27 protein-coding genes, 1 riboswitch and 1 other annotated feature are annotated in these 26,718 nt (G+C 57.2%); all 27 genes read left to right on the top strand.

Features of this window, described 5'->3' with window-relative positions:
* Window positions 1-154: 154 nt before the first annotated feature.
* Entirely contained in the window at window positions 155-1,291 is a 1,137-nt protein-coding gene (rodA, locus tag MOMUL_RS09670; RefSeq protein WP_062284494.1) for a rod shape-determining protein RodA, read from the top strand.
* Window positions 1,292-1,403: 112 nt separating this feature from the next.
* Window positions 1,404-1,691: a co-chaperone GroES gene (gene groES, locus MOMUL_RS09665; protein ID WP_054936265.1), complete on the top strand. Its 288-nt coding sequence runs from the start codon at window positions 1,404-1,406 to the stop codon at window positions 1,689-1,691.
* A gap of 24 nt (window positions 1,692-1,715) precedes the next feature.
* Window positions 1,716-3,332 carry a chaperonin GroEL gene (groL, locus tag MOMUL_RS09660; RefSeq protein ID WP_062284493.1) on the top strand — a complete coding sequence of 539 codons (1,617 nt, stop codon included), beginning with the start codon at window positions 1,716-1,718 and terminating at the stop codon, window positions 3,330-3,332.
* A 178-nt stretch (window positions 3,333-3,510) separates the two neighbouring features.
* A riboswitch (TPP riboswitch) is annotated at window positions 3,511-3,621 on the top strand.
* 63 nt (window positions 3,622-3,684) lie between these two features.
* Window positions 3,685-4,299, top strand: a complete 615-nt coding sequence (thiE, locus tag MOMUL_RS09655) for a thiamine phosphate synthase (RefSeq protein WP_062284588.1) — start codon at window positions 3,685-3,687, stop codon at window positions 4,297-4,299.
* Between the two features lie 54 nt (window positions 4,300-4,353).
* On the top strand, window positions 4,354-4,554 hold the full coding sequence (gene thiS / locus MOMUL_RS09650) for a sulfur carrier protein ThiS (RefSeq protein WP_062284491.1): 201 nt from the start codon (window positions 4,354-4,356) through the stop codon (window positions 4,552-4,554).
* A gap of 64 nt (window positions 4,555-4,618) precedes the next feature.
* The gene (locus MOMUL_RS09645) at window positions 4,619-5,395 is read left to right on the top strand and encodes a thiazole synthase (protein ID WP_062284489.1); all 777 of its coding nucleotides are present in this window, start codon (window positions 4,619-4,621) and stop codon (window positions 5,393-5,395) included.
* Between the two features lie 44 nt (window positions 5,396-5,439).
* Window positions 5,440-6,837, top strand: coding sequence for a [FeFe] hydrogenase H-cluster radical SAM maturase HydG (gene hydG, locus MOMUL_RS09640; RefSeq protein ID WP_062284487.1), 1,398 nt, complete (start codon window positions 5,440-5,442; stop codon window positions 6,835-6,837).
* Window positions 6,838-6,914: 77 nt separating this feature from the next.
* Complete coding sequence (locus tag MOMUL_RS09635) at window positions 6,915-7,649, top strand: murein hydrolase activator EnvC family protein (protein ID WP_062284485.1); 735 nt, start codon at window positions 6,915-6,917, stop codon at window positions 7,647-7,649.
* 3 nt (window positions 7,650-7,652) lie between these two features.
* Complete coding sequence (locus MOMUL_RS09630; protein WP_062284483.1) at window positions 7,653-8,525, top strand: M50 family metallopeptidase; 873 nt, start codon at window positions 7,653-7,655, stop codon at window positions 8,523-8,525.
* Between the two features lie 140 nt (window positions 8,526-8,665).
* The gene (locus MOMUL_RS09625; RefSeq protein WP_062284481.1) at window positions 8,666-10,546 is read left to right on the top strand and encodes a TIGR03960 family B12-binding radical SAM protein; all 1,881 of its coding nucleotides are present in this window, start codon (window positions 8,666-8,668) and stop codon (window positions 10,544-10,546) included.
* Window positions 10,524-11,234, top strand: a complete 711-nt coding sequence (locus MOMUL_RS09620; protein ID WP_062284479.1) for a TIGR03936 family radical SAM-associated protein — start codon at window positions 10,524-10,526, stop codon at window positions 11,232-11,234. The genes MOMUL_RS09625 and MOMUL_RS09620 overlap by 23 nt, the downstream gene beginning before the upstream one ends.
* Before the next feature lie 6 nt (window positions 11,235-11,240).
* A complete protein-coding gene (locus tag MOMUL_RS09615) occupies window positions 11,241-12,929 on the top strand; it encodes an Rne/Rng family ribonuclease (RefSeq protein ID WP_062284478.1) in 1,689 nt (562 codons plus the stop codon).
* 40 nt (window positions 12,930-12,969) lie between these two features.
* Window positions 12,970-13,046: a sequence feature (ribosomal protein L21 leader region), on the top strand.
* Window positions 13,047-13,054: 8 nt separating this feature from the next.
* The gene (gene rplU / locus MOMUL_RS09610; protein WP_062284476.1) at window positions 13,055-13,369 is read left to right on the top strand and encodes a 50S ribosomal protein L21; all 315 of its coding nucleotides are present in this window, start codon (window positions 13,055-13,057) and stop codon (window positions 13,367-13,369) included.
* Window positions 13,366-13,698 carry a ribosomal-processing cysteine protease Prp gene (locus tag MOMUL_RS09605; protein WP_062284473.1) on the top strand — a complete coding sequence of 111 codons (333 nt, stop codon included), beginning with the start codon at window positions 13,366-13,368 and terminating at the stop codon, window positions 13,696-13,698. The genes rplU and MOMUL_RS09605 overlap by 4 nt, the downstream gene beginning before the upstream one ends.
* Window positions 13,699-13,730: 32 nt before the next feature.
* Window positions 13,731-14,000, top strand: a complete 270-nt coding sequence (rpmA, locus tag MOMUL_RS09600; RefSeq protein ID WP_054936379.1) for a 50S ribosomal protein L27 — start codon at window positions 13,731-13,733, stop codon at window positions 13,998-14,000.
* 105 nt (window positions 14,001-14,105) lie between these two features.
* The gene (locus tag MOMUL_RS09595; RefSeq protein WP_062284472.1) at window positions 14,106-14,660 is read left to right on the top strand and encodes a Spo0B domain-containing protein; all 555 of its coding nucleotides are present in this window, start codon (window positions 14,106-14,108) and stop codon (window positions 14,658-14,660) included.
* A gap of 28 nt (window positions 14,661-14,688) precedes the next feature.
* Entirely contained in the window at window positions 14,689-15,960 is a 1,272-nt protein-coding gene (gene obgE, locus MOMUL_RS09590; RefSeq protein WP_062284470.1) for a GTPase ObgE, read from the top strand.
* Window positions 15,961-15,998: 38 nt separating this feature from the next.
* Window positions 15,999-17,177: a glutamate 5-kinase gene (gene proB, locus MOMUL_RS09585; RefSeq protein WP_062284469.1), complete on the top strand. Its 1,179-nt coding sequence runs from the start codon at window positions 15,999-16,001 to the stop codon at window positions 17,175-17,177.
* 32 nt (window positions 17,178-17,209) lie between these two features.
* On the top strand, window positions 17,210-18,466 hold the full coding sequence (locus MOMUL_RS09580) for a glutamate-5-semialdehyde dehydrogenase (protein WP_062284467.1): 1,257 nt from the start codon (window positions 17,210-17,212) through the stop codon (window positions 18,464-18,466).
* A 37-nt stretch (window positions 18,467-18,503) separates the two neighbouring features.
* Complete coding sequence (gene nadD / locus MOMUL_RS09575) at window positions 18,504-19,157, top strand: nicotinate-nucleotide adenylyltransferase (protein ID WP_062284465.1); 654 nt, start codon at window positions 18,504-18,506, stop codon at window positions 19,155-19,157.
* Window positions 19,158-19,202: 45 nt separating this feature from the next.
* Window positions 19,203-19,448 (top strand): RNA recognition motif domain-containing protein, encoded by a 246-nt coding sequence (locus MOMUL_RS09570; RefSeq protein ID WP_054936377.1) that lies wholly within the window; start codon window positions 19,203-19,205, stop codon window positions 19,446-19,448.
* A gap of 76 nt (window positions 19,449-19,524) precedes the next feature.
* Window positions 19,525-20,091 (top strand): bis(5'-nucleosyl)-tetraphosphatase (symmetrical) YqeK, encoded by a 567-nt coding sequence (gene yqeK / locus MOMUL_RS09565; RefSeq protein WP_062284464.1) that lies wholly within the window; start codon window positions 19,525-19,527, stop codon window positions 20,089-20,091.
* A 3-nt stretch (window positions 20,092-20,094) separates the two neighbouring features.
* A complete protein-coding gene (gene rsfS / locus MOMUL_RS09560; protein WP_062284586.1) occupies window positions 20,095-20,442 on the top strand; it encodes a ribosome silencing factor in 348 nt (115 codons plus the stop codon).
* A gap of 135 nt (window positions 20,443-20,577) precedes the next feature.
* Window positions 20,578-23,067: a leucine--tRNA ligase gene (leuS, locus tag MOMUL_RS09555; RefSeq protein WP_062284462.1), complete on the top strand. Its 2,490-nt coding sequence runs from the start codon at window positions 20,578-20,580 to the stop codon at window positions 23,065-23,067.
* Between the two features lie 89 nt (window positions 23,068-23,156).
* Entirely contained in the window at window positions 23,157-24,611 is a 1,455-nt protein-coding gene (locus MOMUL_RS09550; RefSeq protein WP_062284461.1) for a sodium:proton antiporter, read from the top strand.
* A 167-nt stretch (window positions 24,612-24,778) separates the two neighbouring features.
* Entirely contained in the window at window positions 24,779-25,459 is a 681-nt protein-coding gene (locus tag MOMUL_RS09545) for a ComEA family DNA-binding protein (RefSeq protein WP_062284459.1), read from the top strand.
* An 80-nt stretch (window positions 25,460-25,539) separates the two neighbouring features.
* Window positions 25,540-26,325, top strand: a complete 786-nt coding sequence (gene uppP, locus MOMUL_RS09540; RefSeq protein WP_062284458.1) for an undecaprenyl-diphosphatase UppP — start codon at window positions 25,540-25,542, stop codon at window positions 26,323-26,325.
* Window positions 26,326-26,718 lie beyond the last annotated feature (393 nt).

Raw genomic sequence — 26,718 nt, 5'->3', positions numbered from 1 at the left:
CCGGGGGATTTCCTTTTGACGTTAAAGTTGCCCTATTTTGTTATAGCCTGACCGGGTTTGCTGTTATATAATAATTGAGGCTCCCCTCATGATGATGAGCCGCCCAAGCTTCCGACTTCCTGCATTCGACTTCCGTGAAGGGCAGGGGAAAATGATGTTTGAGCGCCGGCTCTGGCGTAACCTCGATTATTATTTTGTGGGCAGCATTATTGCCCTGTTGTTGATCAGCCTGGCTGTTCTTAGCAGCGCTGCGGCCAACGTGGCAACAGATCCCTATTACTATGTTAAAAAGCAGCTGACGTGGATTTTTATTGGCCTCACAGGGTTAACCCTGGTACTGCTTACCGATTACGCGCAACTGAAACGCTATCACTTGCCCCTGTATGTCCTGAATTTAATTTTACTGGCCGCAGTCATGCTCATTGGCCATGAAGCCAAGGGAGCCCAGCGCTGGATCAACCTCGGGCCTTTTCTCCTGCAGCCTTCCGAATTTGCCAAGACCATAACGGTCATTACCCTGGCCTGCTTCCTGGATAAACGCCAGGGCAAACTCAACCGCTGGCAGGATTTAATCTTACCCTTCGCCTATGTAGCTGTACCCATGCTGCTAATTTTAAAACAGCCCGACCTGGGTACGGCCCTGGTTTTACTGGCCATCCTTTTTGGCATGTTGTATGTAGGAGGGGCCAACCCCAGGCTGTTATTATTAATTTCCGGCGGCGGTCTCCTCCTGGTGGGACTGGCCCTTTACGCCCACTTCCATTTTGGCCTGCCCCTGCCCCTGCAGGATTACCAGCTGCGCCGGCTGGTGGTAGTCCTCAACCCCTATAACGACGGCCAGGGCGGTACCGGTGCCGGTTACCATGTCATCCAGTCCCAGATCGCCATCGGCTCCGGCGGGTGGTGGGGGGTCGGCTTTCGCCAGGGTTCCCAGGTGCAGCTCAATTTCCTACCGGAGCACCATACCGACTTTATCTTCTCAGTAGTCGGGGAAGAGCTGGGCTTCGTCCGCACCGTGGGTATTCTCGCCCTTTATTTCCTGCTCCTCTATCGCATGATCCGGATTGCTGCCCAGGCCAAGGATATGTTTGGCGCTTTGCTGGTGGGCGGCGTGGCCTCCATGTTTACCTTTCATATCCTGGTTAATGTGGGCATGACCACAGGTATTATGCCCGTGACGGGGATACCCCTGCCCCTCTTTAGTTACGGGGGGAGCGCCATGCTGGCCAATATGCTGGCCCTGGGGCTGGTTCTCAATGTTAACCTGCGCCGGCAAAAAATTCTTTTTTAGGGTTATTACTATTGACAAGGGAGAACCCCTTGTGTATATTAATAATTGGCTGTTAGCACTTGCCTGAGGTGAGTGCTAACAACTCCTAAATGCTGTGAAAGGAGGAGTTTTCATGCTCAAACCGCTTGCCGACCGGGTCGTTCTCAAGGTCCTGACCGGCGAAGAAAAAACCCAGGGGGGTATTGTTTTACCGGATACTGCCAAGGAAAAGCCCCAGGAAGGGGAAGTAGTGGCCGTCGGGCCGGGCAAGATCCTGGAAAACGGTACCCGGGTAGCGCCGGAAGTAAAGGTCGGTGACATAGTAGTCTTTGCCAAGTACAGTGGCACTGAAGTCAAGTACGAAGGCCAGGAATACCTGATCATCCGTGACAGCGATATCCTGGCTATTAAGGAAAAATAAAGGAATTTAAAGGAGGTAGAAATCATGGCTGCCAAACAGCTGGCCTTTGATACGGAAGCAAGGCGCGCCCTGGAAAGGGGTGTCAGCGCTGTTGCCCAGGCGGTGAAAGTCACCCTGGGACCGAAGGGCCGCAACGTGGTCATAGAACGCAAGTTTGGTTCCCCGGTCATTACCAAGGACGGGGTTACCGTAGCTAAAGAAATTGAGCTGAAAGATCCCTATGAGAACATGGGTGCCCAGCTCTGCCGGGAAGTCGCTTCCAAGACCAATGATGTTGCCGGTGATGGGACAACCACTGCTACCGTCCTGGCCCAGGCCATTGTCCTGGAAGGCTTGAAAAATGTTGCCGCCGGTGCCAATCCCGTTTTCATCAAGAAGGGCATTGACCGGGCTGTGGAAGCTGTTGTGGATGAAATTAAGAAGATGAGCATCCCGGTAGAATCCAAGGAAAGCATTGCCCATGTAGCCTCCATTGCCGCCAATGAGCGGGGTATCGGCGAACTCATTGCCGACGCCATGGAGAAGGTTGGTAAAGACGGCGTCATCACGGTGGAAGAATCCAAAGGGACGGCCACTACCGTAGAAGTAGTGGAAGGTATGGAATTCGACCGCGGTTATGTATCGCCGTATTTTGTTACCAACGCCGAGGCCATGGAAGCCGAATTTGAAGAACCCTATCTACTTATCCATGAAAAGAAGATCTCGGCTATCAATGACCTGTTACCCCTGCTGGAAAAGGTAGTCCGCACGGGTAAACCCCTGGTCATCATTGCCGAGGATGTCGAGGGCGAAGCCCTGGCCACCCTGGTAGTCAACAAGCTGCGCGGCACCCTGAACTGCGCTGCCGTCAAGGCTCCCGGCTTCGGCGATCGCCGTAAAGCCATGATGGAGGACATTGCCATTCTCACCGGTGGCACCTTCATCTCGGAGGATCTGGGTGTCAAGCTGGAGAATGTCGACCTCCACATGCTGGGCCGGGCCAAGAAGGTCAAGATTGCCAAGGAAAAGACCACCATTGTCGAAGGTTACGGCAAGAAAGAGGCCATTGACGGCCGCATTGCCCAGATTAAGAAGCAGATTGAAGAAACCGATTCCGATTACGACCGCGAGAAATTACAGGAACGCCTGGCCAAGATGGCCGGCGGCGTAGCCGTCATCCGTGTCGGTGCGGCTACCGAGACCGAGCTCAAGGAGAAGAAACACCGCGTGGAAGACGCCCTGGCCGCTACCCGGGCTGCTGTTGAGGAAGGTATTGTCCCCGGCGGCGGCGCCACCCTGGTCCACTGCATCCCGGCGGTGGAAAAACTCCAGGCCGAAGGCGATGAGGCCGTGGGTGTGCGGATCATCAAACGGGCCCTGGAAGAACCCCTGCGCCAGATCGCGGCCAACGCCGGCCTGGAAGGCTCGGTTATCGTGGAGCGGGTGCGCAACGAAAAGCCCGGCATCGGCTTCGATGCTGTCACCGAGCAGTATGTTGACATGGTGAAAGCCGGTATCGTTGACCCGGCCAAGGTTACCCGCAGCGCCCTGCAGAATGCGGCCAGCATTGCTGCCATGCTGCTGACCACCGAGGCCCTGGTAGCCGAGATACCCAAGGAAGAAAAGACGCCTCCCATGCCGCCCGGCGGGATGGATTACTAAGGTAGAAAAGCGCCTGGAGGTGATGTCCTCCAGGCGCTTTTTCATCCTCCAGTTTGGAAGTATAAAAGCGGGTGAAAATTACCGCCTGTAGAGACGTGATTGCGTAAAGTGGGAATATACGGCGTAAATAACCTTAAATAACCCTTGCGTTAAGAATCTGTCAATAGTAAAATTATATAAAACTTAACAGGGGAGCTCCTGTTAGGGGCTGAGAAAGGGCTAGTGAGCACCTGACCCGTTGACCTGATCAGGGTAATGCCTGCGGAGGGAGAGTGAACGTTTACAACCGGTGTACCTCCTAAAGGAGGCACACCGGTTTTTTATTGGGAGCAAAACATCTGAATTTACGGAGGTGTTACCCCTGGCCTGGCTATATGTCATTACCAACCGCCGCCTGGCGGGTGCCAGGTCCTTGGTAGACCTGGCTGCCAAGCTGGCCGGTGTCGATTACTTGCAGCTGCGGGAAAAGGATTTACCCCGCAGGGAGCTTTACCACCTGACCCGGGATATAAAGGAGGCCCTGCCGCCGGGAACGCGGCTGCTGGTCAATGACCGCCTGGATGTGGCCCTGGCCGCCGGCGCCGACGGGGTGCACCTGGGCGAGAACTCCCTGCCGCCGGCCGTGGCCCGCAGGCTTTTAGGGCCTGGCAAAATCGTAGGGGTTTCCGTGCACAGCGTGGCGGCCGCCCGGGAAGCGGAGCTGGCCGGCGCTGATTACCTGCTGTTCGGTCATGTATTCCCCACGGCTTCCAAGGAGGGAGTTCCCCCCAGGGGTCTGGGGCACTTGCGGGAAGTTGTGGCCAGTGTTGGTATACCAATTATCGCCCTGGGCGGTATCAATGCCGCCAGGGCTCCGCAGTGCCTTGCTGCCGGGGCCAGGGGCGTGGCCGTCATGTCAGCCGTTATGGCTGCCCCTGACCCGGCCCGGGCTGTAGCTGAATTAAAGCAGGCCCTAAGTAAGAGGTGAGTAGTGCAGTACCAGCCGGCATCACAGACTACTAATGAGGGAGGCAATATATGTATGCGCCTGAAGGTGAATGGTGAAGAGCGGGAGGTAGCAGCCGGGCTGACGGTTGCAGAACTGCTGCGGCAACTGGGGATCGAGAGCCGTTACCTGGCCCTGGAACGCAACCGGCAGGTTGTCCCCAGGCAGGATTACGCGACAACTGTTCTTGAGGAAGGTGATGAGCTGGAAATCATCCGCTTTGTAGGGGGAGGCTGATGTCCACCGGAGGAATCCAGTAAGTGCAGCTTTAAAAAAAGGAAACTTGTGAAGGAGGATAAATATGGACGATAAACTCGTCATTGCCGGGCGGGAGTTCAATTCCCGGTTGATGGTCGGGACCGGTAAGTATGCCACCATGGAACTCATGCAGCAGGCCATTGCGGCCTCAGGGGCGGAAATAGTAACGGTAGCCGTGCGCAGGATCAATCTCCAGTCCCCGGGACCATCCCTCCTGGATTACCTGGACCTGAAGAAGATCACTCTCTTACCCAATACCGCCGGTGCCACTACCGTCGATGAAGCAGTGCGCCTGGCCCGCCTGGCCCGGGAAGCCGGCCTTTCCGATATGATTAAACTGGAGGTTATCGGCGACCAGGAAACCCTTTTACCTGACCCTGTGGCTACCATTGAGGCTACCCGCATCCTGGTCCGGGAAGGCTTTATTGTTTTACCCTATACCACCCAGGACGTAGTCGTGGCCCGGCGCCTGGGGGAAGCCGGGGCGGCTACGGTTATGCCCCTGGGTTCCCCCATAGGTTCGGGACAGGGCCTGCCCAATTTTGATGCCATCAAGCTCATCATCGACCGCGTCAATGTCCCGGTGGTAGTCGATGCCGGCATCGGCGCTCCTTCCGACGCCGCCCTGGCTATGGAAATCGGCGCCTCGGCCTGCCTGATCAATACGGCCATTGCTGAGGCTCGCGACCCTGTCCTCATGGCCGCGGCTATGAGCCAGGCAGTAATAGCCGGGCGGATGGGGTATCTCGCCGGCAGGATACCCAAGAAAACCTATGCCAGCCCCAGCAGTCCTACCGAGGGCATGATTGGCCGCAGTTAGTACGACTTCCTGTTTCTGACTTCTGTTTTACGGAGGTGATTGTTGTGAGTGTACCGGCCTATGAATATGAGGGCGAGCTGAAGGCGATAGTTGATGGGAAAGCCATCGAGGCCCTCCTGGCAACGCCGCCCCCCGGAGGAGCGGCCCTGGAAGCCATTTTACGTAAGGCCCGCTCTTTAAAGGGTTTAAGCCTGGAAGAAGCAGCCGCTATCCTTAATTTAGAAGATGCCGCCATGCTGCAAAAGGTTTACCGGGCGGCAGCCGAGGTTAAAGAGCGGGTTTACGGGCGGAGAATAGTTCTTTTTGCTCCCCTGTATATCAGCAACCTTTGCAGTAATAACTGTCTCTACTGCGGCTTCCGCCGGGATAACAGGGACCTGAAACGCAAGCTTTTAAGCCCGGAGGAAATTGGTAAAGAAGCCCGGGCCCTGGCCGAACAGGGCTTCCAGCGCGTCCTCCTGGTCGCCGGGGAAGGCCGGCCGGGTGCCGATGTTGATTATCTCTGCCAGGCTGTCGAGGCGGTTTACCGCTATTCGCCCCTGCGTATTGTCCACCTTAACGTTGCTCCCCAGACGGTTGCCGGCTTTCGCCGCTTGAAGCTGGCCGGGGCCGGCGTTTACCAGTGTTTCCAGGAAACCTACCACCCCGCTACCTACCGGGTAATGCATCCCACAGGTACCAAGGCCGACTACGGCTGGCGCCTGACGGTCATGCACCGGGCCATGGCCGCCGGGTTTGGCGATGTGGGCATGGGGCCGCTCCTGGGCCTCTATAATTACCGTTTTGAAGTCCTGGCGGCCATCAGCCATGCCCGCAGCCTGGAACAGGCCTTTGGCGCCGGTCCCCATACCATGTCGGTACCGCGGCTGCGGCCGGCCCTGGGGGCAGCCTTAACTGAGGTTCCCCATCCTTTAAGCGATACCGATTTCCGCAAGGTAATTGCCGTTTACCGCCTGGCCTTACCTTATGTGGGCCTGGTGCTGACTACCAGAGAGCGGCCGGAACTCCGCGATGAACTGGTGGATATGGGCGTATCCCAGATTTCCGCCGGTTCCTGTGTCAGCCCGGGCGGCTACGCTGAAGCTGAAGACCCGGCAGCCCAGTTTGAAGTGGGCGACCACCGCTCCCTGCCCACTATGGTAACCATGCTGCTGGAACATGGTCACCTGCCCAGTTTTTGCACCGCCTGTTACCGCTCCGGCCGTACCGGTAAACGTTTTACCGGCCTGGCGCGGGAAGGTGACATCCAGCGATTCTGCCTGCCCAATGCCATCTTAAGTTTCCAGGAGTACCTGGTAACAAAAGCGCCGCCGGAGTTAAAGGCTGCCGGTGAAAGGGCTATTGCCACGGCCCTGGCCACCATTGACGATAGCAACTTGCGGGAGGAGACCATGGAGCGCCTGGAGCGAACCCGCCGGGGGGAGGTTGATTTACATTTCTAGCACTTGCATTTAGTCATACCTCCGCCGGCCAGGCATATATATAGTAAAAGAAAAATGCTTGTCCGGGGGGACGCAAGGTGCGGGATAGCTGGGACTGGGAAGAAATTAAAGGGGCACCCCTGGGTAGCTGGCCAGGACCGGGGCGGGCCTTACCGCCGCCGCGTTTTCCCCGCCGCTGGCTGCGGCAGGGGATCTTTGCCGGCCTGTTATGGCTGGCCCTAACCATACTTTTTCGCCTGGACAGCCCCGTGGTCCAGCCCCTGCAGCTGGGATTGCGCCATTACCTGGCCGACCCGGCGGCGGACTATACCCAGGCCGTAGCCCAACTGGTACGTTCAGGGATGTGGCTGGATGCCTACGACCGCTGGGTTTTCCATTCCTTCACGCCGGGAGCAGGTGCTGTCCCGGTGACCGCCAGCCCGGCCCTGCCGGCCATGGCTGTACCCCTTTCGGGGAATATCAGCCGCCCCTACGGTTGGATGGTTGCCGCCGGCCAGCAGTATTTCCATAATGGCATCGATATCCAGGCCCCGGGTGGCTCAACTGTCCGGGCCGCCCTGGCGGGGAAGGTCATCAGGGCCGGGGAGGACCCTGCCCTGGGACTGGTGGTGGAAATAGATCATGGCCGGGGACTGGTCACGGTGTACGGCACCCTGGGCCATGTTAAAGTAAGCCAGGGACAGGCAGTGGAAAAGGGCAGCGTAATTGCCACCCTGGCCAAAGGCCCGGTGGCCCAGCTCCATTTTGAAGTACGGCAGGATGGCCGCCCGGTGGACCCCAGCACCTTATTAACAACACCCGGTAAGATGTAAACCATGCGGGCCGGACGACTGGGGACGGCAGAGATAATTTGCAACGATTATTTCCTGCTCCTCCTGGGCCTTTATTTTCTCGTGGGGGTTTTACCCCAGGCCTTACTCTTGTTTACGGCTGTGGCCTGGCATGAAGGCTGCCATGCCCTTGTGGCCCACCGCCTCGGCTGGCAGGTCAAAAGCGTGGAACTCTTTCCCTTTGGTGGGGTGGCACGCTTGACGCGGCCTCCGGGACGGGGTTTTATGGACGAAGCCCTAATCGCCCTGGCCGGCCCCCTGGCCAGTTTCTTTCTGGCCCTGGGGATAACCCTTTTTGGCCTGTTGCTTAACTTTGAGCCGGCCGGGCTCCTTTTTTTTCGCCAGGTCAACCTTATCCTGGGCTTTTTTAACCTCTGGCCGGGCCTCCCCCTGGACGGGGGGCGTATCTACCGGGCCTTAAGGGCGAAGTACACCGGGCTGTACCGGGCGACTGTGGAAGGAGTTTACGGAGGCCAGGTTCTGGCCCTCCTCCTGGGCCTGGGGAGTATCGCCGGCTTTTTTTTCCGGCTGGTGGATCTCCAGGGCCTGGCCCTGGCCCTCTTTATCTATTACGCTGCCCGGCGGGAAGGGGAGGTGGCGCCCTATATGTTCTGGCAGGATTTCTGGCGGCAGCGGGGTAAAGAAAATAAACTTAAAGCCGGCAAGGTCTTCTGGCTGGTGGCCGACCCGGCTCTTACCCTGGCCAGGGTGGCGCGCTCTTTCTCCCCCCGTTCCTTCAACCTGGTAGCAGTCATCGGTAAAGGGGGACGGCTGGAAGGTATCTTAACGGAAACGGAAATCCTGCAGGAACTCCTGGAAGGGGGGAATAATACCCTGGATGCCCTGCTCCGGAAGTAGAACAGGCCTTGCCCCGCCTTTTTCTATTTGTTACAATACCCATTGCCTGGCGCGCGGGATAGAAAACCTTCAGGGTATATTTTTTTCTCATTTCCTGCTATACTAATGACCAGGAAATTGAGCAGCGCGAGGCGAAGGAATTGCAGGACATTGATTGGGAAAAGTTGTTAACCAGGGTTACCAAACCGGCCCGTTACCTGGGGACGGAGTGGAATGCCATTCACAAGAACTGGGAAGAAAATCCGGTGCGCATGGCTTTTGTTTACCCCGACCTTTACGAAGTAGGCATGTCCCACCTGGGCCTGGCCATCCTTTACGGCGCCGTCAATGAGCGGCCCGGGATGCTCATGGAGCGGGCCTTCGCTCCCGGGCCGGACCTGGAGGCCCTGCTGCGGGAAGAACATCTACCCCTCTTCAGCCTGGAATCCCACCGGCCCTTAACTGATTTTGACGTCCTGGGCTTTACCCTCCAGTATGAAATGAGTTATACTACAATTCTTAATATCCTTGACCTGGCTGGTATACCCCTTATGGCTTCGGAGCGGGCCCCGGAGCATCCTTTAGTTATCGGCGGGGGGCCCGGGGTGGCCAACCCGGAGCCGGTGGCTCCCTTTTTTGATGCTTTTCTCCTGGGTGACGGCGAGGAGGCCCTACCCGAACTGCTGGCGCTGGTGGGCAGGTTAAAAAAAGAAGGAGCAATTAACGACCGCCGCCGGGTTTTAAAGATCATAGCCAATCTGCCCGGCTTTTATGTACCTTCCCTTTATAAAGTAGAATATAATAGCGACGGCACCGTGGCCACGGTAGTACCCCGGGAGGAGGGGGTACCCCACCGAATTAGCAAGCGGGTGATCCCGGACCTGGATGAGGCCTACTTTCCCACCCGGCCCATTGTCCCCTTCCTGGAGGTCATCCATGACCGCATGATGCTGGAAGTCATGCGGGGCTGCACCCACGGCTGCCGTTTTTGCCAGGCGGGGGCCATTTACCGCCCGGTACGGGAACGGGACCTCTCCATCCTCCTGCGCCAGGCGGAAGAGCTGGTGCGCCACACCGGCCACGAGGAGATATCCCTTACCTCTTTAAGCACGGCCGACTACTCCCGGGTGGAGGAGCTAGCGCGGGCCCTGGCAGCTACCTATGCTGATCAGGGCGTCAGCGTTTCCCTGCCCTCTTTGCGGGTGGATGCCTTCAGCGTCCGCCTGGCGGAAGCCGTCCAGCGGGTACGTAAAAGTACCCTCACCTTTGCCCCCGAGGCGGGCAGCCAGCGCCTGCGGGATGTCATTAATAAAGGCGTGAATGAGGAAGATATCCTGACGGCCACCGGCGAGGCTTTCCGGGCCGGCTGGCAGGCCATCAAACTATACTTTATGCTGGGTTTACCCACGGAAAGGGAAGAGGATCTCCTGGGCATTGTAGACCTGGCGCGGCGCATCCTGGACCAGGGGAGGAGGCTGGCGCCTGGGGGAAAACCGGCGGTCACCGTCAGCGTTTCCTCCTTTGTCCCCAAGCCCTGGACGGCCTTCCAGTGGGAACCCCAGGACCGGGTGGAAGTAATTAAGGAAAAGCAAAAACTGCTGCGCTCCCACCTTAGAGGGCCGGGACTGCGCTTTAGCTGGCATGAGGCAGAGGTCAGCTTTATCGAAGCCGTTCTCTCCCGGGGCGACCGGCGCTTGAGCAAGGCGATTGTGGCGGCCTGGCGCCGGGGGGCGAGATTAGAGGGCTGGTCGGAATACTTTAATTACGGCTGCTGGGAGGCGGCCTTCAGGGAAACAGGCCTGGACCCGGCCTTTTATGCCTGCCGGCTACGCCGGGAAGATGAGGTATTTCCCTGGGACCACCTGGACTTTGGGATAGCCAAGGACTTCTTACAAAGGGAACGCCGGCGGGCCTATGAGGGCCGGGTAACGGCTGATTGCCGGTCGGGGCGTTGCACCGGCTGTGGCGTTTGTCCCGGTCTGGGGGTTGACCTTATCCTGAAAGGAGGGCCCCGGGATAGTGCGGTTACGGGTAAAATATAGCAAGGGGGGCCGGGCGGTTTTCCTGGGCCACCTGGAGATGCTCCGCCTGTGGCAACGGGCCATGCGCCGGGCCGGGCTTCCCCTGGCCTATAGCCACGGCTTTAACCCCCACCCGCGCCTGGCCTTCGGCCCGGCCCTGGCGGTAGGGATAGAGAGCCTGGCGGAATACCTGGACATGGAATTGACTGTGGTCCTTGACCCGGCCGAAGTCAAAGAAAAGCTACAAGCCGAGCTGCCGGCAGGTTTGGAAATCTTGCTGGTCTTTGCCATTCCCGACCAGGCACCGGCCCTGACCGCCATTATTGATGCTGCTGCTTACCGGGTCGCCTGGGAGGAGCCGCCCGACCCAAAAATTTTGCAGCAGAAGGCTGAGGCGCTCCTCTCCCGCCCGGAGGTCCAGGTGAGCCGGCCGGGTAGAGATGGCGCCAGGGTCAAGGATATCCGCCCGGGCGTTTTCCAGCTGGCCGTAAAGCCGGAAGCCACCCTGGCGATGCTCCTCGAGTGTAGCTCCCGGGGGGTTGTCCGCCCGGAAGAGGTCGTAAGTGCCATGGCCCTGGAGGGCCCCTACCGGGTAACCCGTACCGGCCTGTTTATCCGCCGGGGCGATGGGTTGCTCGCCCCGGAGGACCTTGTTAACCCCACGGTCACCGGCCCGGAAGCGAAAATGCAGCGCTTTATGAGAAGGTAGAGATGGGTGAACAAAGAAATCTTAATCCAGGTTGATGCCGAGGAGACGGCAGTGGCCGTCCTGGAGGACGGCCGCTTAATGGAGATATACCTGGAAAGGGCCGCCAAAGCGCGCCTGGTGGGCAATATTTATAAGGGCCGGGTGGCCAATGTTTTACCCGGCATGCAGGCTGCCTTTGTGGATATTGGCCTGGAGAAGAACGCCTTCCTTTTTGTTGATGATACTACCGGCCTGGAAGCCCTGGAGGGAGAAATACCCCCCCGCAGCCGGCGACGTATCAGCGACGTCGTCCGGGAAGGCCAGGAGATCCTAGTCCAGGTGGTCAAAGAACCCCAGGGAAGCAAGGGTGCCCGGGTCACCACCCAGATTACCCTGCCGGGGCGTTACCTGGTCCTCATGCCCACGGTTAATTATATCGGCATCTCCCGCCGCATCGGCAGTGAAGAGGAAAGGGAGCGGCTGAAAACCCTAGCCCGGGCGGTTAAACCGCGCCGCATGGGGTTAATCGTCCGCACGGCAGCCGCCGGCGCCGGCCTGGAAGAACTACGGGAAGACAGCAGGGCCTTAAGCCGGACCTGGAAACGTATTCGCGAGATGGCCCGGCGGAGCAAAGCCCCGCGGCTGCTCCACCATGATGTGGAACTCTCTTTACGTATTTTAAGGGATTTATACACGGAAGATGTCAGCAGGCTCCTGGTCAATTCCCGGGATACCTACAACAGGGTTATTGAGATCCTGGCCGAACGGGCACCAGACCTGCGGCGCCGGGTGGTGTTAAGGGATGGCGCCGATCTTTTTGCCCTCTATGGTGTGCAAAACCAGGTGGAAGAGGCTTTGAAGCGCAAAGTCTGGCTTAAATGCGGCGGTTACCTGGTTATTGACCAGATGGAGGCCCTGACGGCCATTGATGTCAATACGGGTAAATATGTCGGCCGCCACAACCTGGCCGACACGGTCCTGACGACAAATCTGGAAGCAGCGGTGGAAGTAGCCAGGCAACTTCGCCTGCGCAACATCGGCGGCATCATTGTCGTCGACTTCATCGATATGGAAAATCCCGCCCACCAGGAGCAGGTAATAAAAGTCCTGCAAAGAGAACTGGCCCGGGATAAAACCAAAACCCAGATCCTGGGTTTTACCCGCCTGGGGCTCCTGGAAATGACCCGGAAAAAGGACCAGCTGGAACTGGGAAATGTGCTGCAGCAGGACTGCCCCTATTGCCACGGTACGGGCAAGGTCCTGTCGGAAGAAACGGTAGCCCTCCAGGCCAGGAAAAAAGTCCTGCAACTGGCCGGAGGGAGCCGGGCCAGGGCCCTGCTGGTGGAGGCCAATCCGGCTGTAGCTTCTTTGCTTATTGGCTCAGGGGGAGCCCACTTGCGCCTCCTGGAGCGGCGGGCCGGGAAAAAGCTGATCATCAAAGGCAAGGAAAATTTCCACCTGGAAGAAGTAAACGTGCGGGAGCTCTTTGACCTGGACGAAATCAACAACCTGGCCACCCCCGTCAAAGCCGGCCAGGTCCTTAAAGTTACCATTGAAGGGGTGCACACGGTCAACGGCGGTGATGGCATCGCCAGGGTGGACGGCTTTGTCCTGGATATACCCGGCGGCGCATCTTACCTCGGCCAGGAAGTGCCGGTAGAGGTTACCCGGGTTTACCGCACCTTTGCCCGGGCGCGGCTCTTAGCCGATGCTTGACAGGTACTAGGAAGATGTGTTACACTGCAGAAAGCCGCACCAGAGTTTTAAACCGCTCGCCGCAGGTTTTAAAACCCTTCTAACAGGTACCTGGCGGTGGCGAGTCTTAGCTTGGGGGGATTCAGGTGTATGCCATTATTATGACCGGTGGCAAGCAGTACCGGGTTAGCGAGGGCGACGTCCTCCGGGTAGAAAAGCTACCGGTAGCCGCAGGCGAAAAGGTAGTCCTGGATAAGGTGCTGGCCGTCGGCGAAGGCGCTGACTTGCAGGTAGGCACCCCTTATGTGAACGGGGCCAGGGTTACCGCCACCGTAGAGGCCCAGGGTAAGGGCAAGAAAATAATTGTTTTCAAGTACAAGCCCAAGAAAAACTACCGGCGCAAGCAGGGTCATCGCCAGCCCTATACGCGATTGCGGATTGAAAAAATTGAGGTGCAATGATCAGGGTTGTCTTCTGGCAGGGAACGGGCGGGACTTTCACGGGCTTTACCGTTACCGGCCATGCCGGTTACCGGCCTAAAGGAGAGGATATCGTCTGTGCCGCCGTATCGGCCCTGGCCCAGACGGCAGTTTTGAGCCTGAAGGAACATCTGGAAGAGGAACCCGTGGTAAGCATCCAGGATGGTGTCCTGGACTGCCGATTACCGGCAGGCTTAAGCCCCGCCGGGCAGGAGAAGGCCCGGGTGATTCTCAAAACCATCGAAGTGGGGCTGAAGGCTATAGCCAGCGATTACAGGCAGTATGTAGCAGTAGAATATAAAAGCATCTGACTTCCGAAACTAAGGGGGTGGGCCAGATGATCATGGATTTACAGCTTTTTGCCCATAAAAAAGGTGTAGGTAGTTCCCGGAACGGCCGCGATAGTGAAGCCAAACGCCTGGGAGTAAAAAGACAGGACGGCCAGTTTGTTAAGGCCGGCAATATCCTGGTGCGCCAGCGTGGTACCAGGATCCACCCGGGCCGCAACGTCGGCATTGGCAAAGATGATACCCTTTTTGCCCTGATTGACGGCGTTGTCCATTTTGAACGCAAAGGCCGCGAGAAGAAACAGGTCAGCGTTTATGCCAGCTAACAAGAACCCCTGGAAAAATCCAGGGGTTTCTGCTATGGACCGGCCCTTCAAAGCTGGTGCCCCCGCCATTGGCATGCGAAAATAATAAGGGGCGAGGTGTCTGCAATGACCTGGCAGGCCGCACAAATCATTTCATTGTTGCGCTGGCAAAGACACGATATTTTGAATCACCTCCAGGTGATCTCCGGTTATCTCCAGCTGCAAAAAAGTGACCGGGCTTTATCATATTTGCAAGAGGTAATCGTTCAGATCGAGCAGGTGGGCCGGCTCATGCGCCTGAAACAACCTGAACTGGCCCTGGCAAGCCTTCTCAAAATGGAACAGGCTGCTGCCCGGGGCATAACCTTAACAATAGCCGTACATACCGCGATGGAGAACGTGGCTTTGGATGATAAAGAGGCCCTCACCCTCTGGGAGGCCGCCTGGGACCTAGCCCTGGCCCTGGCCGGTGAGGGAAATACCCTCCAGGTTAGCCTGACTGAGGTGGAGGAAGGCTATTACCTGTCCTTTAAAGCCGTAGTACCGGCAATCGTACCTGCCGGTGCAGTAAACTACCTGGCAGGCTTGGCCGGGCGCCGGCAGATACCCTTCACCTGGGAACCGGAAAAGGGAGAAATGGGACTACTCTTGAGGAAACAGTTAAAACCGATTTTAGCATAACCCTATTTTCGGAGGAATGTTATTCCCTTTGTTCTACGACGAAGCTAAAATTTACGTACGCGGGGGCGACGGCGGTAATGGCGTCGTCGCCTTCCGGCGGGAGAAATATGTCCCCCGTGGTGGCCCCAGCGGCGGCGACGGCGGCCGCGGCGGCAGCGTAATCCTGGAAGCCGATGCGTCCTTAAGAACCCTGGTCGATTTCCGCTATCGTTCCCATTACCGGGCCGAGCGGGGCCAGCATGGCCAAGGGAAAAATAAACACGGCCGCAGTGCCCCGGATCTCATCCTCCGGGTACCGGTAGGGGTGGTAGTCCGGGATGCCGCTACCGGACAGGTCCTTGCCGACCTGGTAGAGGACGGCCAGCGGGTAGTGGTGGCTGCTGGCGGCCGGGGCGGCCGGGGGAATGCCCGTTTTGTCTCGCCGACGGACCGGGCGCCTACTTTTGCCGAAAAGGGCGAACCCGGGGAGGAACGCTGGCTGATCCTGGAATTAAAACTCCTGGCTGATGCCGGCCTCATCGGCATGCCCAATGCCGGCAAGTCAACCCTGCTTTCCCGTATATCCGCCGCCCGGCCCAAGATTGCCGACTACCCCTTTACCACCCTGACCCCCAATCTGGGTGTTGTCCGGGTAGGTGAAGAAAACTCCTTTGTAGTGGCCGACATACCCGGCCTGATAGAAGGTGCCCACCAGGGCGCCGGCCTGGGGTTAAAGTTTTTACGCCACATCGAGCGTACCAGGGTCCTGGTCCACGTCCTCGACGTATCTTTACCGGCCGAAGAGGTCCTGCATAATTGGCAGGCCGTCAATAGAGAATTGGAACACTATAATCCGGAACTGGCCCGGCGGCCCCAGGTAATTGCCGCCAACAAAATGGACATTCCCGGCGGGGAAGCTAAAGTGGCTTACCTTAAAGAGCGCTTAAGCGATGCTTACCCTATTTTTCCCATTGCCGCCGCTACCGGTGCCGGCCTTGAGGCCCTCCTTTACCACCTGGCAGGCATGCTCAAAAACCTGCCACCCCCGGCACCTTTGCTGGAACCAGGGGAAGAAAAGGTGACAACCTTTGCCCCGGAAGAGATAACAGTAACCAGGGAAGGTAATGTTTTCCTGGTCAAAAATAGAGAAATCGAGCGCCGGGTGGCCATGACCTACCTGGATAACGCAGAAGCCGTCCGCCGTCTCCAGGTTTACCTGCAGCACAAGGGCCTCGATGCCGCCCTGCGCCGGGCCGGCGTCTTCCCCGGCGCTACGGTAAGAATAGGTAAATATGAGTTTGAGTACAGGGAAGAAAAATAAAATACCGGGCTGGCATTTGTCGGAAGCGAGCGAACCCAATGCCAGCCTGCAATAGAGTTATTTTTGAAAGGGTGACGGCCTTGACGGAGAGAGAGTGCCGCGAGGCTCTACAACAGGCCCGCAGGCTGGTAGTTAAAGTAGGCACCAGCACCCTGACCCATAAAACAGGCAAGTTAAACCTGGAACGCATGGAGCGCCTGGTCCGGGAACTGGTGGACCAGGTCAATGCCGGCCGCCAGGTAGTGCTGGTTACTTCCGGAGCCGTGGGGGCCGGCATGGGTCGCCTGGGACTGAAGGAAAAACCCCGGACACTGCCGGAAAAGCAGGCCGCCGCCGCCGTGGGCCAGGGTTTGCTCATGCACATGTATGAAAAATTCTTTAGCGATTACGGCCTGCTGGTGGCCCAGGTCCTCTTAACCCGGGACGACCTGGCTGACCGCCGCCGTTATCTCAATTCCCGCCACACCCTGGCCACCCTGTTACACCTGGGCGTGGTACCCGTAGTCAATGAAAATGATACCGTGGCCGTAGACGAAATCCGGGTTGGTGATAATGATACCCTGTCGGCCCTGGTGGCCGGCCTGGTTGACGCTGATATTTTAATCCTGCTGACGGATACCGGCGGCCTTTTTACCGCCAACCCCTGCAACCACAAAGATGCCTCTTTGCTCCATTGTGTTACAGAAATTACGCCGGAGATTGAAGCCCTGGCCGGGGGGGCCGGTTCTACCTGGTCCACCGGCGGCATGGCCACCAAGCTCCAGGCCGCGCGGCTGGCCACCAGCTTCGGCATTCCGGTAGTGATCACCAGCGGGCTGGAGGGTGGGAGAATCAGCGCCGTCCTCCGCGGGGAAGAGGTAGGCACCATCTTTATCCCCCGGGAACACCGCACCCATACCCGCAAGCGCTGGCTGGCCTACGGGCCGGCCGCCCAGGGCCAGGTCCAGGTGGATGGCGGGGCCGTCAGGGCCATCTGCCAGGGCGGAAAAAGCCTTTTACCGGGGGGGGTGGTGGCCGTTTACGGCGACTTTGACCAGGGAGCCATTATCAGCATAATCGATCCGGACGGCAAGGAAATTGCCCGGGGTATGTCCAACTATGCGGCCGCAGCCATTCGCCGTATCCAGGGCAGGAAAACGAAGGAGATTGTCGAAATCTTAGGCTATAAAGATTACGATGAAATCGTACACCGGGATAACATGATAGTCCTGGTTTGAACTCACATCTCATATACAAAGGAGTGGCTGCCATGAATGTAGCCGCAGAAGTGCAGGCTAAGGGTAAGCTGGCCAGGGAAGCAGCGCGTACCCTGGCTAATTTAAACACGGCCAGGAAAAATGAAGCCCTGCTGGCCATGGCCCGGGCCCTGGAGGAGGAAAAGGATTTCATCCTGGAGGCCAATGGCCGGGATATGGCTGCCGGCAAAGAAAAGGGCCTTTCCCGGGCCCTGCTGGACCGCCTCCTGTTAAACGAGAAGCGCATCAAAGACATGGCCGTAAGTTTGCGGGAACTGGTAGCGTTGCCCGACCCGGTGGGCGAAGTTACTTCCATGTGGACGCGGCCCAACGGCCTGCAGATTGGCCGGGTGCGGGTTCCCCTGGGGGTGATCGGCATTATCTATGAAGCCCGGCCCAACGTGACGGTAGATGCGGCGGGCCTGTGCCTGAAAACCGGTAATGCCGTTATCTTGCGCGGCGGCTCGGAGGCCTTTAATTCCAACCGGGCCCTGACCCAGGTCATCAGCCGGGCGGCAACGGCCGCCGGCATACCGGAGGGGGCCATCCAGTTAATTGAGACTACTGACCGCGAAGCCGTCAACCTGTTGCTCCGGGCCAATGAATACCTGGATGTCCTGATTCCCCGGGGGGGCGCCGGCCTCATCCGGACGGTGGTGGAGAACGCTACGGTGCCGGTGATTGAGACGGGTGTAGGCAACTGCCATGTCTACGTCGATGCCGCAGCCGACCTGGAGATGGCCAGAAACATCGTTATCAATGCCAAGACCCAGCGTCCCGGCGTCTGCAACGCCATGGAAACCTTGCTGGTCCATGAAAAGGTGGCGGCAGAGTTCCTGCCTTCCCTGGCGGAGGCCTTGAAGGAAAAGGGGGTTGTCTTGCGGGGGTGCGAACGCACCCGGCAACATGTCCCCTGGGCGGAAGCGGCTACCGAAGAAGACTGGGCTACCGAATACCTGGACCTGATCCTGGCCGTCCGGGTGGTCGACAGCTTGGAAGCTGCCCTGGAGCATATCCATACCTACGGTACCAAACATTCGGAGGCCATCGTCACCAATGATTACCAGACGGCGCGGGAATTCCTGGCCCGGGTTGACGCCGCCGCCGTTTACGTCAATGCTTCCACCCGCTTCACCGACGGTTATGAATTCGGTTTCGGAGCGGAAATCGGCATCAGCACCCAGAAGCTCCATGCCCGTGGCCCCATGGGCCCGGAACAGCTCACAACTTTTAAGTATATTATCTTTGGTAGTGGACAGATCCGTCAGTAATTGTTAAAATATCAGCATAGGGAACCGGGAGGGAGTTATGACGGCTTCAAACAATTACCGGCGGGTAGGTATTATGGGGGGAACCTTTGACCCCATTCATTTCGGTCACCTGGTAACGGCCGAAGCCGCCCGCTGGGAATTTGCCCTGGAAAAGGTGGTCTTTGTCCCTTCCGGGCGACCTCCCCATAAAAAGGACTACCGGGTCAGTGACCCGGAACACCGCTACCAGATGACGGTCCTGGCTACGGCCAGCAACCCTTACTTTGAAGTATCCCGGAGCGAGATTGACCGGGAGGGCTATTCCTATACCGTCGATACAGTACATGAGTTTCGCCGCTTTTACGGCCCGGAAGTCCAGCTTTTCTTTATTACCGGTGCCGACGCCATCCTGGAAATCTTGACGTGGAAGGATGTCGACAGGCTCCTCAAAGAGTGCCATTTTATTGCCGCCACGCGCCCCGGTTTTCAGTTGAACCGGCTAGGGGAGTCCAGACCCATGTTACCGGTTGAGGGTAGGCACCGTATTCATCTCATTGAAGTCCCAGCTCTGGCCATATCATCTACTGATATCCGCTGGCGAGTACAAAATAAAAAACCAATTAAATATCTACTCCCGGAGGCAGTAGAAGATTATATCCACCGCCAGGGGTTGTACCGGCCCCGGGACTGTGGCGTATATGAAAAGAGCTAGGACTATATACTACTACTAACATCAAAGAAGAGGTGAAGTGCATTGGTGCGTACCCTGTACGTGGGCAACCTTCCCTGGGCCACCACCGAGGAAGAACTGGCCAGGGCGTTTGCGGCCCACGGCGAAGTGTTGAGCGCGCGGATTATTACCGACCGCCAGACGGGCCGGTCCCGGGGTTTCGGTTTCGTGGAAGTTAACGATGCCGATGCCGACCGCATGATCGCCGCCATGAATGGCGCCGAACTTGGTAATCGCGTCTTAACCGTCAACGAAGCCCGGGCCCGTTCGTAAGACCCGGAGTTGAGCCTGACCTCCTATTTTTAACAAATAGGGGGTTTTTGTTAGCTGCCAGGCGGAGGTTAAAAAAGTGAAAAAGTACCTGCAACTTTTGGCAGCACGGCTGCCCGCAGGGCGTTACCGCCATAGCCTGGGTGTAGCTGATACCGCAGCCGGACTGGCAGTAAAAAACGGTGTTGACCCGGAACAGGCCCGCCTGGCGGGCCTGTTACATGATTACGCCCGGGATTTACCGCCAGGGGAACTCCTGGACCTGGCCGGGGCTGCCGGGCTCATAACCTGCGACCTGGAAAGGCGGCTACCCGTTTTACTCCATGGCCCTGTGGGAGCCCTGCTCCTGGAACGGGAGCTGGGGATAACCGATAAAGCCATTCTCCAGGCCGTGGCCCGGCATACGGTAGGGGCGCCGGGCATGACGACGCTGGATAAAATTATTTACCTGGCTGATGTCATTGAACCCGGGCGCCAGTTTGCCGGTGTCCAGGGCATTCGTAAAGCAGCGGCAACTGACCTGGAGGCGGCTTTGTTGAAGGCCTTGGAAGCCAGTATTATTTACGTCCTGGATAAAGAACAGCCCCTCCACCCGGCCACGGTGGAGGCACGCAACTACATTTTACTGGCCAGGGGAGGTTATTGATTGATGGACGCAGCCCGGGTAGCTGAGCTGGCGGCCAGGGCAGTGGTAGAAAAGAAGGGACTGGATCCGGTCATCCTGGATCTCAGGGGGATTACTCTCATTGCCGATTACTTTGTTATCGCCAGCGGTACCTCGGCAACCCAGGTCCAGGCCATTGCCGGCCGGGTAGAGGAACTCCTGGATGCAACCGGGGTAAAGCTCTTGCACCGGGAAGGCTGGGATGCTGCCCGCTGGATCTTGCTTGATTATGGCGCGGTGGTGGTACATATCTTCCAGGAAGAAGAGCGCCGTTTCTACGACCTGGAGCGCCTCTGGCGGGATGCCAGGGTGATTAAGATAGATGCCGTTTAGCACAAGATAGCTATGCCGCTGATGCGGTACCAGCAGAAGGATTAAAATAACGGGCTGGCATTTGTTTGGAGCGAGCAAAAACAATGCCAGCTTGGTGCGCAGTTATTTTAGGGTAAACTTTGGGAGTGACTGGTTATGGAAGCAAGGTATAATTTTAAGGAAATTGAACCTAAATGGCAGCGCCGCTGGGAAGCAAGCGACCTCTACCGGGTAACGGAAGATAGTGACAAGCCCAAGTTTTATTGCCTCGAGATGTTTCCCTATCCTTCCGGGAATTTACACATGGGTCATGTGCGCAATTATTCCATTGGCGATGTGGTAGCCCGCTTTAAACGCATGCAGGGCTACAATGTCCTCCATCCCATGGGGTGGGATGCCTTTGGCCTGCCGGCCGAAAACGCGGCCATCCACCGGGGGATCCCACCGGCCGAGTGGACGTGGAGCAATATCGCCAACATGCGCCGCCAGCTCCATGCCATGGGTATCAGCTACGACTGGGACCGGGAGGTGGCTACCTGCCACCCCAACTACTACCGCTGGACCCAGTGGCTCTTCCTGCAGATGTACAAGCACGGCCTGGCCTACCGCAAAAAGGCCGCTGTCAACTGGTGCCCTTCCTGCGCCACGGTGCTGGCCAACGAGCAGGTAGTTGACGGCGCCTGCGAGCGCTGTCATACCCCCGTTATACGCAAAGACCTGGAGCAGTGGTTTTTCCGCATCACTGATTATGCCGAGCGGCTTTTGAGCGACCTGCAGAAGCTGCCCGGCTGGCCGGAAAAAGTAAAGATCATGCAGGAAAACTGGATCGGCAAGAGCACCGGCGCCGAGGTTATTTTCCGGGTGGAAGGCAGCGACGAGGAAATCCCGGTATTTACCACCCGCCCGGACACCCTCTACGGGGTTACCTATATGGTCCTGGCCCCCGAACATCCCCTGGTAATGAAGCTGGCAGCGGGGAAACCCCAGGAAAAGGAAGTAGCCGGCTTTGTCCAGGCGGCCCGCTATTTAAGCGACCTGGACCGGACGGCTACCGAGAAGGAAAAGGAAGGCGTTTTTACCGGTGCCTATGCCATAAACCCGGTTAACAATGAGCGGGTGCCCATCTGGATTGCCAACTATGTCCTTATGGAATACGGTACCGGCGCGGTCATGGGGGTACCGGCCCATGACCAGCGGGACTTCGAATTTGCCCGCAAGTACAACCTGCCGGTCAAGGTTGTTATCCAGCCCCAAGGGCAGGAACTTGACGGCGCCACCATGACGGCCGCCTACGTCGAGGACGGCATTATGGTCAACTCCGGTCCCTTCAACGGCCTGCCCAACCGGGAGGGCATCGGAAAGGTAACTGCCTACCTGGAGAGCATTGGTAAAGGTAAGGCCCGGGTGAATTACCGCCTGCGGGACTGGCTGATTTCCCGCCAGCGTTACTGGGGCGCGCCCATACCCATGATTTACTGCGACCGCTGCGGCCTGGTACCAGTACCTGAAGAAGACCTGCCGGTCATCCTGCCCGAGGGAGTAGAGTTTAAACCGACAGGGGAATCGCCCTTAAAGAACTGCCCCGAGTTTGTCAACACCACCTGTCCCCGGTGCGGCGGCCCGGCGCAGCGGGAGACGGACACCATGGATACTTTTGTATGTTCTTCCTGGTATTTCCTACGCTACACTAGCCCCCACAGCCAGGAGCGGGCCTTTGAACGGGATAAAGTCGACTACTGGATGAATGTGGACCAGTATATCGGCGGGGTGGAGCACGCCATCCTCCACCTCATGTATGCCCGCTTCTTTACCAAGGCCCTGTACGACTTTGGCCTGGTAGGGGTCGAGGAGCCCTTCCAGAACCTGCTGACCCAGGGGATGGTCTTAAAGGATGGCAGCAAGATGTCCAAATCCAAGGGGAATATTGTCAGCCCCGAGGAAATAATTGACCGCTACGGCGCCGATACCGCCCGCCTCTTTATCCTCTTTGCTGCCCCTCCCGAGCGGGACCTGGAGTGGAGCGATCAGGGGGTGAAGGGCTGTTACCGCTTCTTAAACCGGGTCTGGCGCCTGGTGGCTGCTTACGCCGGCGCCGTGCGCCAGGCCGGCGGCTCCCCGGCCTTTGAGAAACCTGCCGACCGCGAACTTTGGCGGCTCCTCCATGCCACCATAAAGAAAGTTACCGAGGATATCGAGCAGCGCTTTAACTTTAACACGGCCATCAGTGCCATTATGGAACTGGTCAACGGCTGTTACCGTTACCAGGACGCCGTCCCGGCAAATGAACAAAACCTGCCTTTGATGGGTGAGGTTTTGCGGAAGCTGGTTACCCTGCTGGCCCCCTTTGCTCCCCACATCGCCGAGGAGCTCTGGCAGGGCCTGGGGGGCCGGGAAAGCGTCCACCTGGAGCCCTGGCCGGCCTATGACCCCGGGGCCCTGGTGGAGCAGGAGGTAACCCTGGTGGTGCAGATCAACGGTAAAGTGAGGGACCGGGTGCAGGTTCCGGCGGGGTTGCCTGAAGAAGAGGTAGAGAAGCTTATTTTAAAGCGGGAAAAGGTGGCCAGTCTCCTTGCCGGCCAGCAAGTGGTTAAGGTCATCGTGGTACCGGATAAGCTGGTCAATGTAGTGGCCCGCCGGGCGAGCTAAAGGTGGCATTTTCTTAACCAAACTGGTGGAAAAATAGTAGAACTTAGGATAGAATATTGTACATGTGGAGCGAAAAGAGAGGAGGACGAATGGGGATGAGTTTTAAAAGAGTAATGGTGTTACTATTGCTCATGTTTAGTTCTTTTATTTCTTTGAGCGGGGTGGCGTGGGCATCTGCAGGGAGTGAACTGGGTTATCTTTTGCCCTTGTGGAGCGTATTGCCCTTTGTGGGTATGCTGCTGTCCATTGCCATCTGGCCGCTGGTGAACAGCCACTGGTGGGAGCACAACATGTGGAAGGTAAGTGTGTTCTGGTCCCTGGTTTTCTTTATTCCCTTCTTAATTGCCTATGGCAGTAGAATTGCCTTCTTCCATGCTCTGGAAGTGTATTTACTTGATTACCTTCCATTTATCATTCTTCTCTTTGGTTTGTTTGTAGTTTCGGGAGGAATTATTCTCCGCGGGACCCTGCAGGGCAAACCAGCCGTAAACGTATTACTCCTGCTGGTAGGTACCGCCCTGGCCAGCTGGATCGGGACGACGGGAGCAAGCATGCTCCTGATCCGGCCGGTAATCCGGGCCAATGAATGGCGGCGTTACAAGGCCCATATAATTATCTTCTTTATCTTCCTTGTATCCAATATCGGCGGCTCCCTGACACCCGTGGGCGACCCGCCCCTGTTCCTTGGTTATTTAAGGGGCGTACCCTTCTTCTGGACCATGAAATTGATCGTGCCCATGGGATTCAATGTTATAATCCTTCTGTCATTGTATTATTTCCTGGATAGTTATTTTTATCGCAAAGAAGATGTCCCTGAGCTGAAAGCCGGGCGGGATCCCCTGAGGGTCGAAGGGCTGCAGAATCTTATTTACCTGGGCATCATTGTCGGTGCGGTTATTTTAAGCGGCATCCTGGCCAAGAACCCTGCCTTCGCCGACCAGAAAACAGGTGCCCTTTACGGCATCACCCTGTACCGGCACGGCGAGGAAGCAGTGGTGCTGCCCTATACCAATATAATCCGCGACCTGGCAATTCTCCTGGCAGCTTTCCTGTCATGGAAAACTACTCCTATGGTTATTCGTAAAGATAATCGTTTTACCTGGGGTCCTATCAAGGAAGTAGCCACCCTTTTTGCCGGTATCTTTATGACCATGATCCCGGCCCTGGCCATCCTCCACGCCCGCGGCGCTGAACTGGGCTTAACCCACCCGGCTCAATTTTTCTGGGCCACGGGAGCTCTTTCCAGCTTCCTGGATAACGCTCCCACGTACCTGGTATTTTTGACTACTGCTACCAGTCTGGGAGCGGCTACCGGTGTTCCGACTACACTGGGGATAATAGCCCCCAAGATGTTAATGGCCATATCCTGTGGTGCGGTGTTCATGGGGGCTAATACTTACATCGGCAATGCTCCCAACTTTATGGTGCGGTCCATAGCGGAGGAGAACGCCATCCGCATGCCCAGCTTTTTCGGCTATATGGCCTGGTCGGTTGGTATTTTGATCCCTCTCTTTATCCTGGACACCCTGATCTTTTTCCGTTAATTGTCTTACAGGGGTGCATGCAGGATAATAGCTTATGACAGGGCCCCTTCGGGGGCGTTTTTTTTATCTTCTACCGGTGGTAGAATTTGGTGGCAGAGGCAGGAATAAGACGAGACGAGTCGTATTGTATTTTTATTGGTGGAAATCTCTCTTTCGAGGTGATGCACGTGTGGGAATGGGACGGCCGCGTACGCTGGCTGGCTTTAGGCCTGGTGGCGGCCCTCCTCTTTGGCGCCGGCCTCCAGTACGGCCGCTGGCAGGAGCGGCAGGTGGGAGATAAACTTCCCGCGGTTGTGCCGGGGGATGCAAAGGCAGCAGGGGCCACCAGTGGCGCTAAACCTGTCGCTGCTCCGGGGGAGGCGGCTGCTGCGACGAAGCCGGCTACCATCCAGGTCCACGTGGCCGGGGCGGTGCAGAGGCCCGGCGTCTATGAACTCCACGCAGGCGCCAGGGTTAACGAAGCCGTGAGCCTGGCGGGGTTATTACCGGAGGCCAATCCTAATGCCCTGAACCTGGCAGCGCCTTTAAATGATGGTCAGCAGGTCATTGTCCCCCGCCAGGGGGAGGAGGCAGGGGCGGTGGGCGGTAATGGTAATTTTTCCGGGCCGGGAATTTCCGGTGGGGGTACTGCCGGCGGTACTGTTAAGACAGGGGGTAAGGTAAATATTAACACCGCTACCCTGGCGGAGCTGGATAGTTTACCTGGTATTGGCCCTACCCTGGCCCAGCGCATCATCGACTACCGGAACCAGAAAGGCCCCTTCCGGACGATTGAAGACCTGCAAAATGTCTCCGGTATTGGCTCCAAAAAATTTGCCGATCTGAAGGATTTGATAACGGTCCAGTAGGCAGGAGAATGCTTGACATAAGGGCAGGGTAAGGATAAACTTGCTTTGTAACGCGTATCGCCAAAGGAGAGTATTACGCAATGAATGTCGTGCAGGCAGTAATCCTGGGCCTGGTCCAGGGGCTGGGAGAATTTTTGCCCATTTCCAGTTCCGCCCACCTGGTTTTGCTTCCCTGGTTTTTTCGCTGGCCCGACCAGGGTTTAACCTTTGATGTTGCCTTACACCTGGGTACGCTGATTGCCGTGGTAGCTTATTTCTGGCGAGACCTTATAGAACTGGTTATTTGCGGTTTGTTTCAACCCAGGAGCCAGGACGGCCGCCTCTTCTGGTACCTAGTTGTTGCCTCCATCCCGGGGGCCATCTTTGGTTATCTCCTGGAAGACCAGGTCGGGACAGTTTTCCGTTCGCCCCTGCTCATTGCTTTAACCCTTACCCTGATGGGTATCGGCCTCTGGTGGGCCGACCGGGTAGGCCGTAAAACCCGGCAAATGGAGGATATTACCCTGGCCGACAGCATTATTGTGGGTATTTCCCAGGCCCTGGCCATTATCCCGGGCGTCTCCCGGTCCGGTATTACCATGTCCGCCGGTCTCTTGACTGGGATGAAACGCGAGACGGCAGCCCGCTTTTCCTTCCTTATGTCGGTGCCGATTATTGCCGGGGCGGCCCTGCTGCAGTTAAAGGATTTAACCCTGGCTGCTATCAACCTGCCCTTTATCCTGGGGGTCCTGACGGCAGCTGTCGTCGGCTTTTTAGCCATTAAGTTTTTGCTCCAGTACTTGCGCTATGGGAGCTACCTCCTGTTTACCTGGTACCGGATTTTACTGGCCCTTCTGGTTGTAGCCGTTTTCTGGTGGCGCCGTTAAAAATAGCAGGTTTTGCTGCCCCCAGGCATTAATACCTGATTTCTCCACTTAAAATTTATTATTGACATCGGGATTGCTGGTGATTATAATAAAGACACAGTTAAACAACGTAAGCAATGGTGCTTACGGGGCGATGAAGCCGCTATCATTTTTAAGATAGCGGCTTTATTACTATCCTAATGTTGGGAGCAAGTAAAGGCGCTAATCAGGGTGGATTGAAAGCCCCCTGGGGTAGCGCCTTTTACTTTTTAACCCTTTAACACCAGGGAGGGGGTAGCCATGGGCAAACAGGTTAGGAAGAGCTGGTAATTTCGTTTAAAAAAGTTTGGGGGAGGTAAAACCATGCAAATTTCAAGACGTAGAATCGGTCTGGTTCTCCTCGTTGTAAGCGTA

The sequence above is a fragment of the Moorella mulderi DSM 14980 genome (assembly GCF_001594015.1).
GTDB lineage: Bacteria > Bacillota > DSM-521 > Neomoorellales > Neomoorellaceae > Neomoorella > Neomoorella mulderi.
The sequence above is the reverse complement of the archived record's forward strand: the minus strand, read 5'-3'. Positions and strand labels throughout refer to the sequence as shown.

Coding starts and splice junctions, on each gene's coding strand:
- rodA (WP_062284494.1), top strand. CDS start 155: ATGTTTGAGCGCCGGCTCTGGCGTAACCTCGATTATTATTTTGTGGGC.
- groES (WP_054936265.1), top strand. CDS start 1,404: ATGCTCAAACCGCTTGCCGACCGGGTCGTTCTCAAGGTCCTGACCGGC.
- groL (WP_062284493.1), top strand. CDS start 1,716: ATGGCTGCCAAACAGCTGGCCTTTGATACGGAAGCAAGGCGCGCCCTG.
- thiS (WP_062284491.1), top strand. CDS start 4,354: ATGCGCCTGAAGGTGAATGGTGAAGAGCGGGAGGTAGCAGCCGGGCTG.
- MOMUL_RS09645 (WP_062284489.1), top strand. CDS start 4,619: ATGGACGATAAACTCGTCATTGCCGGGCGGGAGTTCAATTCCCGGTTG.
- MOMUL_RS09630 (WP_062284483.1), top strand. CDS start 7,653: ATGCGGGCCGGACGACTGGGGACGGCAGAGATAATTTGCAACGATTAT.
- MOMUL_RS09605 (WP_062284473.1), top strand. CDS start 13,366: ATGATCAGGGTTGTCTTCTGGCAGGGAACGGGCGGGACTTTCACGGGC.
- rpmA (WP_054936379.1), top strand. CDS start 13,731: ATGGATTTACAGCTTTTTGCCCATAAAAAAGGTGTAGGTAGTTCCCGG.
- MOMUL_RS09595 (WP_062284472.1), top strand. CDS start 14,106: ATGACCTGGCAGGCCGCACAAATCATTTCATTGTTGCGCTGGCAAAGA.
- proB (WP_062284469.1), top strand. CDS start 15,999: ATGCCAGCCTGCAATAGAGTTATTTTTGAAAGGGTGACGGCCTTGACG.
- MOMUL_RS09580 (WP_062284467.1), top strand. CDS start 17,210: ATGAATGTAGCCGCAGAAGTGCAGGCTAAGGGTAAGCTGGCCAGGGAA.
- nadD (WP_062284465.1), top strand. CDS start 18,504: ATGACGGCTTCAAACAATTACCGGCGGGTAGGTATTATGGGGGGAACC.
- rsfS (WP_062284586.1), top strand. CDS start 20,095: ATGGACGCAGCCCGGGTAGCTGAGCTGGCGGCCAGGGCAGTGGTAGAA.
- leuS (WP_062284462.1), top strand. CDS start 20,578: ATGGAAGCAAGGTATAATTTTAAGGAAATTGAACCTAAATGGCAGCGC.
- MOMUL_RS09550 (WP_062284461.1), top strand. CDS start 23,157: ATGGGGATGAGTTTTAAAAGAGTAATGGTGTTACTATTGCTCATGTTT.
- uppP (WP_062284458.1), top strand. CDS start 25,540: ATGAATGTCGTGCAGGCAGTAATCCTGGGCCTGGTCCAGGGGCTGGGA.